The sequence below is a fragment of the Bacillus sp. S/N-304-OC-R1 genome, from assembly GCF_019749375.1.
Taxonomy (GTDB): Bacteria; Bacillota; Bacilli; order Bacillales; family Cytobacillaceae; genus Cytobacillus.
Genome location: NZ_JACWFE010000016.1, coordinates 201,026 through 213,023 on the forward strand (window position 1 = coordinate 201,026; position 11,998 = coordinate 213,023).

The following is an 11,998-nucleotide window of genomic DNA, read 5'->3' on the forward strand; positions in this document are numbered from 1 at the left end:
TTATTATTATGACCAAATTCCGGTAATTATCATAATCAATGTTACGAAGGATGAATTTTTCTTTAGCTCTCTATATAATTTTTAATCTCATATTCTTTATATTTTTCTTCCAGCCAATCTGCATATTCTGATTCGAGCTTTGAATCGATAATAGTAGCTTTAATTTCATCTTTTACTGCATCAAAGTTTGCTTCCTTTGCTTTCTTTTTATCCGTTACTTTAATAATATGGTACCCATACTCCGATTGAATTGGTTCACTAATCTTTCCTATATCGAGTGAAAAGGCCGCATCTTCAAATTCTTTTACCATTTCACCTCTGCCGAAATATCCTAATTCCCCTCCAGAGGCGCTGCTCGATTCATCTGTAGAATATTCCTTAGCTAATTCACTAAAGTCCGCTCCTGCATTTAATTTTTTAATGACTTCATTTGCAGTTGCTTCGTCCTTTACTAATATATGACTCGCTTCAACCTGTTCAGGCTGAGCATAGTTATCTTTATTTTCTTCAAAATATGTCTTTATCTCGTCATCCGTAATCGAAATCCTTGGCTCCAGCAGTTTCTTTGTCGCTAAATAGGTTTTCATATTTTTTTCAATGGTGGACCGTTTAACACCACTTGAATCTAAAAGATCTTTAAATGCGTCTTCCCCGCCATATGCTTCTATATAATCAGCCATCTCCTCATTTATTTCGGACTGGCTTATTTTTAAGTTTTCTTTTTTCATTTCTTTTTCAATGATCTTATCAGTTATTAACTTGTCCACTCCATCTGAACCATATTGAGATACTAACAGATCATATAATTCATTTTTGCTTATACTTTCTCCATTGACACTAGCAACTTTTTTGTCATCCATAAAAGTGAGTGAAAGGGCAATGGCTAGAGCAGATCCTAAACCGATAATAAAATAAATGACTTTCTTCCTTCTCATTTTATCCCCCTATGCTTTAGTATTTTTATTGCTTTGTAATGTCACTTCAACCGTTTTTAATTCTCCTTGGCGATAAAATTCAACCTTTACCTTATCCCCAATTTTGTATTGACTATATAATGTCTTACGGAAATCATTTGAATTAGTAATTTCCTTGCCTCCGATAGAAACAATAATATCTTGTGATTGAAGTCCTGCTTTTGCAGCTGCCGAATTAGGATCAATCGTTGCAATAATTGTTCCTTTTGAAATAGTCGCAGGGAGATTTTGTCTATAAAAGCTTGGAATTTCGTCTAAATCAGCTAAACTAACCCCAAAATAAGGGCGGACTACTTGTCCATTTTCAATGAGCTCATTGATAATCCTTTTTACTTCTTTGCTTGGAATCGCAAAGCCGAGACCCTCAACACCACTTTCAGAGATTTTCATGCTATTAATCCCGACTAATTGTCCTGCGGTATTAATAAGGGCCCCTCCACTATTTCCAGGATTTATCGCTGCATCAGTCTGAATAACCTCTAAATCCCAATCTCCTGCAGAAGTCGAAACTGGAATAGTCCGATTTACAGCACTTACAATTCCTTGAGTAACAGTTCTTGATAAATCCAACCCAAGCGGATTTCCAATTGCTAGAACCTGATCACCTGCTCTTAGCTGTGATGAATCGCCAAAAGTTAAGGGTTCTGCTGCTGAAACATTTCCTGAAATTTTGAGAACTGCAATATCTGTTAAAGAATCAGTCCCTATTAATTCAGCGGTCATTTTATCTCCATTATGAAGAGTCACTTCAATTTTATTAGCATTTTCAATAACATGGTTATTGGTTACAATATATGCAGTGTTCAGATCCTTTTTAAAAATAACCCCTGATCCAGATCCCGTTTCAACTTCATTATTTCCTTGCTGAAAAGGATTGCTTTGCTTCTGATAATTCACAATGCCGACGATTGCTTTAGACGCCTGTTCAACCGTATCAGCCAAAGAATGGGAAGTTGTTGAAACCTGCTTCACATTCACTGCTGGTACAGCTGATGTATTTTCCACTGCCTTCGTTTCACTAGCAGCTTCTTGATAGTTTGGCAAATAAGGTACTGCTGTAAGAGTGATAGCAGACCCTAGCACACCACCTGAAATTGCCATAAGCAAACCTTTAAATCCAGTCTTTTTCGGCGGTTTGATCTGTGTCCCATTCATTTGATAGTTTTCTTCTGTTTGTTTAAATTGACTTTGATTAGTATTTTCGTTTAATTGATCTTCTTGGAAATGCTTATTTTCTTCGTACATATATATACCTTCTTCCTTTTATTAAGGTTTAAAGTTTTATTTACCTTACAAGACCCACTTTAAACACCTAATGTGTCAGGAAGATGTCAAAGGAAAAAAGTTTAATAAAAAAACCGCTGACCGAAATCAGCAGTTTAATATCTACACTTTAGGTAATATTATTCTAAAAGTCGTTCCATCCGGTGAGCTTTCTAACAGCAATAAATCTCCTCCAAGTGATTGAGCGATCATCTTGCTGAAGGGCAGGCCTAAACCGAGCCCTCTCACTTTAAACTTCTTTCTCTCTCCTCTAAAAAAGCGTTCAAAGACAAGATTTTGTTCCTCGGCTGGGATACCGCAGCCTGTATCTCTTATATCAATAAAAATTTGCTTGCTTGTTTCGGATAATTGAACATGAATCTTTCCAGCACCTTCAATGGCATGCTTCGCATTATTGAGTAGATTTGTTAAAATTTGCTGCAGCCTGATTGGATCTACATCCACCTCACTGCTTATTCGGAGTAACGACACTGTTAACTCAATTTGTCTATCCTCCTGAACCGTTTCCCATTGATGTGTGAAATCACTGATTAGCTTATTAATATGGTATCGCTCCTTAGTTACAGGAACAGCATTTGCCGCGAAAGTATTAAAAGCTAAAAGATCCTCAACCAGCTTTTTCATCTTGGCGGTCTCGGCTAATGATAGCTGAAGAAATTCCTTCGCATCTTCCCCTGTAACCACTTCATCGTTTAGTGCCTGAAGCAGTCCGCTTATCGAAGTCACCGGTGTCTTTAATTCATGGGTCACCCCTGCCAAAAGCTCAGTTCGAAGCGTTTCTAATTTTTTCAGCCTCATTGACATCTCTTGAAAGGAATGAACAAGTTCATATACTTCTTGTTCTTTAATATTCTTTGGGAGATGAATATTATAATCTCCCTCTTGGATTTGCTTGGCAGCTCTTGCTACATCTTTAATCGGATTTGCTAAGCGGCGGGATAAAAAATAAATTGCTGCCCAGCCAAGAAGGGCAAGACTTACAATCATAATTGCCAATTGCCGGTACTCTTGATCCACTCTAGTCAAGTTTTCTTCTGTTTCAATGATGACAACCCAGCCAAAAAAGGTTGTTTCTGTGTTTATAGGCGATTTCACAACATAATATACTTGATTATTTTCCAGCTTTAATTTTTGGGTACTTTCTTTATTCGTGAGTATCGCACCTGGAAATTGACGAAACATTCGATCCGGAGATCTATTTGTTGAAAGGATCGTACCTGAACTATCAACAACATAAATCGAAGGATCACTTTTTATATCCAAAAATTTCCCGCGATTTAATAGGAACCCTGGAAGCTTCTCACGTGAAATCGGTCTTCCCTCACTTATTTCAACAAAACGGTCTGCCAATTCATCAGCCATTAGCTTTGTTACGTTTAATCGATGCTCTAAAGTCGTATGTCTAATCCATAATGCTGATACAATGGCGACCACAATCAGACCAATACATAATGTCATGACATAACGACTTGTCCAATAACGAAGCAATGATATTTTCTTATTACTTTTTGTAAACACTGAGTTGATACCCCAATCCCCGTAATGTCTTAATTTCGCCTTCTGACTCTGGCCATTTTTGAAGTGACTTTCTCAACCGTTTTATTGCTAAATCAACAGCTCGGTCACTTCCATCATATTCCCATCCCCATACATGTTCAATTAGCTGGTCTCGAGTAAATGTTTGATTTGGATGTTCTGCCATAAACATTAACAGTGATAAATCACGCGGAGTCAGTTCAATCTCTTTATCGCCAATATTCACCCGATGTGATTTTAGATCAATTTGCAATTGGCCAAATGTTTTCTTTGGTCCTTCATTTATTTCTGACCTTCTTAAAACCGCCTGGACTCTTGCAATGACTTCATCTGCTATAAAGGGCTTCGGAATATAATCATCCGCTCCGCTATTCAAACCGTTTAACCGATAATTCACATCCCCAAGAGCTGTCAGCATAATAACCGGGCAAGTACTTTTCTCTCGTATTTCCTTTAATATTGTCCAACCATCCTTCCCAGGCAGCATGACATCCAGCAGGACAAGAGCAGGATTAGCAGCATCGAATTTCACCATTGCCTCGTGCCCGGTAAATGCCTGCTCCACCATAAAATTAGCTTTTTGCAAATATACCTTTAATACTTGGCTTATCGGAAGTTCATCTTCTACTATTAAAATAGTTTTCATGGATTTCAACTCCTGAAAATCTTAAAGATTTACCTTTATTATATATAGATTTCACTCTTCAAAAAAACATAACATGTAATTAAGTCAGGATAATGTCAAAAAAAATAAACCAACCCCGATCTGGATTGGCTATTGTCCTATTATTTAACTCTTTACAGCAGCACTAATCATTTCCCACTCATGAATCTCCATCCCTCTAGCTCCATGAACTATATACGGATCAGCCTCAACGTATGATTTTGCTTCTTCTAAAGATTGTGCAATATAAATAACCAAACCACCTGCACCGTCAGCAAATCTTCCTCTTGCAAAAATTTTTCCTTCATTACTCATTTTCTCAAGAAATTCTAAGTGCTGGGGACGATACAGTTGGCTTTTTTCCTCATTTAGCATCGGCAATAGCACAGCAAAGTATTTCATTCCGTACCCTACTTTCTTATTATTTGGGTTCAACTCCCATTATCCAAATTCCTGTTATTTCCCAAAATTATATCAAATGATGGAGACACACACCATAATAAAAACTGTAGAGTATAACTTTGCAGCAAGTGTATCGGCATTTTCTCGAGCAGGCATTTTCTTGCCAATGAGGGAATTATGCTACAATTGGAAGAGAAATCAGTTTAAATTGAGCGGTACCTAATTAATAATCATTTTATCAAACTGAAAGGTGTGAAGCTTAGTGAGCAGCATAGAAAAAGATTTAAATAAAAACTATATTAATGGAGATTGGATTCGGTCAGACTCAGCCGAAAGCATTGAAGTATTTAATCCTGCTACAGGGGAGCTAGTTTCTCTTGTTCCAAATTGTGGACAAATTGAAGCAAAACGGGCAGTAGACTCTGCATATGAAGCTTTCAAAAGCTGGTCTCAAACTTCTGCCTATGAACGTAATGAATATATAATGAGATGGTATCATCTTATTCAAGAACATAAAGAAGAAATTGCCGAAATCCTAGTAATGGAACAAGGAAAACCTATGGCGGAAGCGATCGGAGAGATCAATTATGCGGCAAGCTTCCTGTCATGGTACGCCGAGGAAGCAAAGCGCATATACGGTGAAACGATCCCTGCTTCTTCTACAGACAAACGCCTTCTCGTAATTAAACAGCCAGTAGGTGTTGTTGCAGCGATTACCCCATGGAATTTCCCAGCAGCCATGATTACTAGAAAGGTTGCCCCTGCTCTTGCAGCAGGCTGTACAACGGTAATCAAACCGGCTGAACAAACTCCTTTAACGGCAATTAAACTTGCGGAGCTTGCGGAACTTGCTGGTATCCCAAAAGGCGTAGTTAATGTTATTACTGGTGATGCAAAGCAAATTGGACAAGCTTGGCTAGAGGATGAACGAGTTGCAAAGATTACCTTTACTGGATCAACTGAAGTCGGCAAGGTTCTTATGCGCGGTGCTGCAGATACGGTGAAAAAGGTTTCCCTTGAACTTGGGGGACACGCTCCAGCTATTGTTTTTGCTGATGCTGATCTTGATAAAACGATTAGCGGAGTGATTGCTTCCAAATTTAGAAACAGCGGACAAACTTGTATTTGTACGAACCGCATATATGTTCAAAAAGCTATACTGCCAGCGTTTGTTGCTAAGCTTTCTGAGGCTGTCTCAGCTCTGAAGGTCGGGATTGGCACTAATCCAGAAACGAGTATTGGACCACTAATTAATGAAGCAACCTATGAAAAAGTAAAGCACCATATCGATGATGCCGTTGAAAAAGGAGCAAGAATTGAATTGGGCGGAAAGCGTGTCCCTGATTTTCAAAACGGCTATTTCATGGAACCAACGATTATTAGTGGTGTTAAAGAGAATATGGTCGTCATGCAAGATGAAACCTTTGGTCCAGTAGCACCAATTATTGAATTCGAAAAGGCAGAAGAGGCCATTGAAATGGCCAATAACTCCCGTTATGGTCTTGCTGCCTATGTGTATACAGAAAATTTAACAACAGCTATCAAAGTATCTGAAAAACTAGAATTCGGAATTGTTGGGATTAATGATGGCGTTCCTTCTACAGCACAGGCTCCATTTGGAGGAGTAAAGGAAAGCGGACTTGGCCGTGAAGGCGGACATCATGGCATTGAGGAATTTTTGGAAGTGAAATATATTTCGATTAAATTATAATTCATTATAGAAGGAACCCTGAATGAAATTTTAGGGTTCCTTTGACATCTAACTTATTTTTTCAAATGATACGGCACCGTTGTAATAATAACGTTTCTTCGAAAAAGTAAATACGAACGAATAAGCAGACTGGATTGGTTGTGAAGAATATGATGCCAACCCTTCTTAGGAATAAATTGAGGAATAACTACTGTCACCTGGTAGTTGGATTCTCTCGCTTTATGTTCAACGATATCAATAAATTTCGTTAAAGGATGAATAATGCTTCGATAATATGATTGAAGAGTGACAAGTCGAATATCAGGCTGCCATTTCATCCATTTATCCTCAAACTTTTTCTCATCTTCTCTTTCGAAGGAGACATATACGGCAATAATTTGGTCAGCATTTAATGACTTTGCATAGTTTAATGAATTTTCCACAACCTGAGTGATGCCGGCTACCGGTACAATGATAATATTTCCCTCGATAGGACTAATAGCCGCTTCTGGATTGATTCTTAACTGTTCACCAACGGAATTATAATGCTTTTTAATTCGATGAAATAAAAGAATTATAATGGGCAAGAAGATTAGTATTGGCCAAATTTGTTCAAACTTTGTTAAAAAGAACATAATTGTCACGATAAAGCTAATAAGGGCACCTATCGTGTTAGTTATTAATTTTACTACCCAGCCCTCAGGCTTTTCTCGTATCCACTTCACCATCATACCCGTCTGAGACAGTGTAAAAGGAAGAAATACGCCCACTGCATAGAGCGGAATAAGATGTTCTGTTTGCCCTCTGAAGGCTACAATCAATATGATCGAAAACGTAGCTAGAAAAAGAATACCATTTGAATAACCTAGACGGTCTCCCCTGACTGTAAACATCCTTGGAATAAATCTATCTTTTGCTAAATTTACAGCTAATAATGGAAAAGCAGAGTAACCTGTGTTGGCAGCAAGAATTAAAATCAGAGCCGTTGTTCCTTGAATGAAAAAGTACATGAAGTTTCTTCCAAAAACACCTTCTGCAATTTGAGAAACGACTGTTACTTTTTCATGAGGAGCAATTCCGTAATAATAGGCTAAAATAATTATCCCTGAAAATAATAAAGCAAGCAGGACGCCCATCGCCATTAAGGTTTTTGCCGCATTCTTTGGAGCGGGATCCCTAAAATTTGGAATCGCATTAGAAATGGCTTCAACTCCTGTTAATGCCGAACTTCCCGATGCAAAGGCTCTTAGCAAAATAAAGAGACTAATTCCCGCAACAGGTGTACCAATAGGTGTGTGTAAGGCTGGCGTAACGCTGCCTGTTGCGATCTTATAAATACCAACCCCAATTAAAATAAAAATCGCTAAAACAAATAAATAGACTGGGTAGGCTAATACCGAAGCAGATTCTGTTACCCCTCTTAAGTTTAATATCGTTATAAATAACACAAATAAAATGGCAATCGAAACATTATAATCATGCAGAGAAGGAAAAGCCGATGTGATTGCATCCGTTCCTGCAGAGACACTTACTGCAACTGTAAGGATATAATCAACTAGCAAAGACCCGCCTGCAATTAAACCAGCATTTGTGCCTAAATTATTTTTCGAAACGACGTACGCTCCACCGCCATACGGATAGGCAAAAATAATTTGTCTATATGATAAGATAAGTGCCGTCAACAGAATTAAAACGCCAATAGCTATCGGAACCGAATACCAAAACGCCGCTGCACTAATTGTGGCAAGAACAATTAGAATTTGTTCAGGCCCGTAAGCAACAGATGAGAGAGCATCGGATGAAAGTATCGCTAATGCTTTCGTTTTAATAAGCTTTTGTTCACCTAACTCATTTGATTTTAACGGTCTTCCAATTAATACTCTTTTTAATAATGAAACCACCTAGGTGCACCACCAAATCGTCGAAATTATTCTATAAAGCCAAAAATTATCACTGTATTGTATGTTTTTAGGAAATACTTTTTCACAAAAATCTTTTCCTTATTGTTCCCAACCTTCTTAAACATATGGGAAAGATAATGAAAAATAAAAAAGCCTACAAGTCATCACGAAATAGACCTGTAGGCATCAATATTTTGACACAACAAGCTCCACCTTCCTTCTCATCAACGCTTACGAGGTTAGCTGCCGGATTCGGACTATGAGTAGCCCTACCTTAAAGGATTCACCCCTTGGATTACAAATTATCCAATATGTGGTTCCCCCGTACCGTATAGGTTTCAGCGATTTAGAAATATGAAACTGCTGTTTATCATACTCCTGTGTTTTCGTTATGTAAATATATTTTTTTAATACACATTCTTAATCGAAAAATTTCAGAAACATACATAATCATTCATCAATTGAAAAAAATATAAAGAAGGCTTAATCGATAGGAGGCAACCTATGCCAAGACATACTCATCCTCTGCTAACAGATGAATTTCTAGATAGAGTGGCAAAAGAGATCTCTCAGCTCAACAATGTTTCGCCGATAGAAGAAAGAGAAGGAATAAGACCTCAGAATAAAAAGAGACAATCATAAAGAAAACTCTGAGCAGTTTGATATGCTCAGAGTTAACAAATTTATTTATTCTCTACTAATGTTTTTAGCATTGTTCCATTTTTTGCAAAATCAATATGCCATGAAAGAGCTTTTTCTAGTACATGAGGAGTGTGTCCGCCTCTTGTAAGAGCTTCTTGATAATATTCGCGAAGGTGCTCCTTGTACATTGGATGTGCACAATTTTCAATAATTAATTCAACCCGTTCTCGAGGTGCCAACCCGCGAAGGTCGGCATATCCTTGCTCTGTCACGATTACATTCACATCATGCTCTGTATGATCGACATGTGAGACAAATGGAACGATACTTGATATCTTACCATCTTTAGCAATTGATTTTGTTACAAAAATCGCCAGACGAGCATTTCTCGCAAAGTCACCAGAACCGCCAATCCCGTTCATCATTTTCGTTCCAAGCACATGAGTAGAGTTTACATTTCCGTATATATCTAATTCTAAAGCCGTATTTATTGAAATTAAGCCGAGTCTGCGGATAATTTCCGGATGATTTGAGATTTCCTGTGGCCTCATCAAGATACGATCACGATATTGATCAAAGTTTGCGAAAACTTGCTTCATTTTTGATTCGGATAAAGTAATCGAACAGCATGAAGCAAATCGAACCTTTCCAGCATCCATTAAGTCAAAAACCGCATCCTGCAATACTTCTGAATAAACTTCCAAGTCCTCAAATTCTGAATCGATCATTCCATGAAGAACCGCATTTGCGACTGAACCAATTCCTGATTGCAGAGGTGCAAGCTTTTCAGTTAATCTTCCCGCTTCTATCTCTTTACGAAGAAACTCCAATAAATGACCAGCCATGATTTTTGTTTCTTCATCTGGCTGAACAATGGTTGAAGGTGAATCTTCTTGATTAGTAAAGACAATTCCTTTAATCTTCTCTATATCAACTTTTATACCTTTAATGCCAATACGGTCATCCGCTTTTCTCAGCGGGATCGGATCTCGCTCCCCTTGCTTTCCAGGTTCATATAAATCGTGTAAGCCCTCAAGCTCAGGTGTTTGCGCCAGATTAATTTCAATAATAATCGACTTGGCATGCTGAGCAAATGTTAAGGAATTTCCTATGGACGTCGTTGGAATAATCAGCCCATCCTCTGTTATCGAAACCGCTTCCAAAATTGCAAAATCAATAGAATCTATCACATTTGCACGAACTAATTCAGCTGTGTGCGATAAATGCTGATCAACGAATAAGAAGTCCCCTTGGTTAATACCCCTTCTCATCGTTGGATCTGCTTGGAATGGCAACCGTTTATTAATAATTCCCGCCTCTGCGAACAATTTATCCACATCAGAACCTAATGATGCCCCTGTATACACATTCACCTTGAAGGATTCGGTTTTTGCTCTTTCAACTAATGCAAATGGTACCGCTTTCACGTCACCCGCACGTGTGAAGCCGCTTAAACCAAGTGTCATTCCGTCGTGAATCCATGAAGCAGCCTCCTCAGGTGTGACAACACGATCACGTAAACGAATGTCCTTAATACGTTCATACCCCTTATTCATTTTCCCAACCCTCTCCCACTATAGATAACTATATATAATCATTTTACCTATTAAAAATATGGGAAAGGAATTTTAGGATTAAATAGTACAAAATAAGGATAGAACATAAAATATTTTATACAAGGCAGAAAATTTAAAAACCTAGCAGCTTTCGGAAATAGCTGGAATACGATTGACTAACCGTTAAACGTTCACCATTATTCATAGCCAAAATAAAGGTTGAATGCGAGTCAGGATAAATTTCTTTAATATGATTAACATTGACAATATATGAACGATGACAGCGAATAAAGTAGTCTTTAGGCAATAAATATTCAAATTCCTGAAGCGAATATTTATGTGTTCCAGTAAATCCTTCTGTATGGATATACGTTTTTTTATCCTTAGCTTCTATATACACAACCTTTGAAAACGGAATAGGCGTCCATCCATCTTGGCTTCTTACTGTTACTACAGTCTTTCCATCTGTTAAGGCAGGGTAAATCGCGGTAACACAGCCTTCCAATATACCATCATGGTGGAATGGTACGGCCATCCCATGATAAGGCACTCCAAATAATTCCCGATTAATAAACTCTGAAGCCTTATGACCAGATGCAATAGCCTTATAGGCAATGGTCCCTTCCTTCAAAGGGTCACCAGGCTTTATTTTCAAATCCACCCGTTTACTTGGTCGATAATAAATGTATTCTTTTGTATTTGAAACGGCAATTGAAATTTCATCTGAAAATAATTCACCAATTACATCCAATAGCGAAATAATCGAGATCCCTTTCATGTTCCTAACGTCCTTCCAGTATGAGAAGTAAATAGAATAAATTAATCTTACAATGTTTTAAGAAAAGTTTCTATTCCGATTACTTTTCCCGGCAAAAATATCCTGGAATAGATTGTTGCTTATACACAGCATTTGATATACCTTCGCTTTCCGTTGGCGAATCGCTAGCCTCCTAGCCCGTCCCTCGCTGCCAGTTTCTCAATATATTCCACTAATTCTCGAATAGATCTGCCAATTCCCGTATATATCCGCCAATTCCCGTATATATCCGCCAATTCCTGATTATATCCGCCAGTTCCCGATTATATCCGCCAATTCCTCAATATATCCGCCAGTTCCTAATTATATCCGCCAGTTCCTCAATATATCCGCCAGTTCCTGATTATATCCGCCAGTTCCCGATTATTTCCGCCAGTTAATCTCGCAGGAATCTAGGTGTATATCAACTACTGAGATTAGACTTTTTTATTAAAACTCCTATAAAACAACATTCATTTAGAAAACAGCCTTCTACAAAGAAAAAAAGCCCTCAAGGCTTCCTGATATGCTCCCCATTAGGTAGACAGATTAA

Annotated in this window: 10 protein-coding genes and 1 riboswitch; of the genes, 2 read left to right on the forward strand and 8 right to left on the reverse strand. The window is 38.0% G+C overall.

Going from position 1 to position 11,998, the window contains the following annotated elements; translation table 11 throughout:
• Positions 1 to 62: 62 nt before the first annotated feature.
• The 5 genes from H0173_RS14255 to H0173_RS14275 all read right to left on the reverse strand — a co-directional run bounded on the left by H0173_RS14255 (position 63) and on the right by H0173_RS14275 (position 4,860).
• Complete coding sequence (locus H0173_RS14255; RefSeq protein ID WP_221847184.1) at positions 63 to 935, reverse strand: foldase protein PrsA; 873 nt, start codon at positions 933 to 935, stop codon at positions 63 to 65.
• 9 nt (positions 936 to 944) lie between these two features.
• Positions 945 to 2,219: a S1C family serine protease gene (locus H0173_RS14260; RefSeq protein ID WP_221847185.1), complete on the reverse strand. Its 1,275-nt coding sequence runs from the start codon at positions 2,217 to 2,219 to the stop codon at positions 945 to 947.
• Between the two features lie 141 nt (positions 2,220 to 2,360).
• Positions 2,361 to 3,776, reverse strand: a complete 1,416-nt coding sequence (locus tag H0173_RS14265; protein WP_313770647.1) for a HAMP domain-containing sensor histidine kinase — start codon at positions 3,774 to 3,776, stop codon at positions 2,361 to 2,363.
• Positions 3,760 to 4,440, reverse strand: coding sequence for a response regulator transcription factor (locus H0173_RS14270; protein ID WP_221847186.1), 681 nt, complete (start codon positions 4,438 to 4,440; stop codon positions 3,760 to 3,762). The genes H0173_RS14265 and H0173_RS14270 overlap by 17 nt, the downstream gene beginning before the upstream one ends.
• 144 nt (positions 4,441 to 4,584) lie before the next feature.
• Positions 4,585 to 4,860 carry a YciI family protein gene (locus H0173_RS14275; protein WP_221847209.1) on the reverse strand — a complete coding sequence of 92 codons (276 nt, stop codon included), beginning with the start codon at positions 4,858 to 4,860 and terminating at the stop codon, positions 4,585 to 4,587.
• 271 nt (positions 4,861 to 5,131) lie between these two features.
• Between H0173_RS14275 and H0173_RS14280 the strand changes: the two genes are divergently transcribed.
• The gene (locus H0173_RS14280; protein ID WP_396021237.1) at positions 5,132 to 6,571 is read left to right on the forward strand and encodes an NAD-dependent succinate-semialdehyde dehydrogenase; all 1,440 of its coding nucleotides are present in this window, start codon (positions 5,132 to 5,134) and stop codon (positions 6,569 to 6,571) included.
• A gap of 53 nt (positions 6,572 to 6,624) precedes the next feature.
• Here H0173_RS14280 and H0173_RS14285 read toward each other — a convergent pair whose 3' ends face one another.
• Positions 6,625 to 8,451 carry an APC family permease gene (locus H0173_RS14285; RefSeq protein WP_221847188.1) on the reverse strand — a complete coding sequence of 609 codons (1,827 nt, stop codon included), beginning with the start codon at positions 8,449 to 8,451 and terminating at the stop codon, positions 6,625 to 6,627.
• Between the two features lie 213 nt (positions 8,452 to 8,664).
• A riboswitch (cyclic di-AMP (ydaO/yuaA leader) is annotated at positions 8,665 to 8,805 on the reverse strand.
• A gap of 150 nt (positions 8,806 to 8,955) precedes the next feature.
• Here H0173_RS14285 and H0173_RS14290 point away from each other — a divergent pair.
• Positions 8,956 to 9,093 (forward strand): hypothetical protein, encoded by a 138-nt coding sequence (locus H0173_RS14290; RefSeq protein WP_221847189.1) that lies wholly within the window; start codon positions 8,956 to 8,958, stop codon positions 9,091 to 9,093.
• A gap of 41 nt (positions 9,094 to 9,134) precedes the next feature.
• Here the strand turns inward: H0173_RS14290 and scpC are convergent, their stop codons facing one another.
• Both scpC and H0173_RS14300 read right to left on the reverse strand, forming a co-directional pair.
• Positions 9,135 to 10,649, reverse strand: a complete 1,515-nt coding sequence (scpC, locus tag H0173_RS14295; RefSeq protein ID WP_221847190.1) for a succinyl-CoA:acetate CoA-transferase ScpC — start codon at positions 10,647 to 10,649, stop codon at positions 9,135 to 9,137.
• Between the two features lie 133 nt (positions 10,650 to 10,782).
• Entirely contained in the window at positions 10,783 to 11,427 is a 645-nt protein-coding gene (locus H0173_RS14300; protein WP_221847191.1) for a LytTR family DNA-binding domain-containing protein, read from the reverse strand.
• Between the last annotated feature and the right edge of the window lie 571 nt (positions 11,428 to 11,998).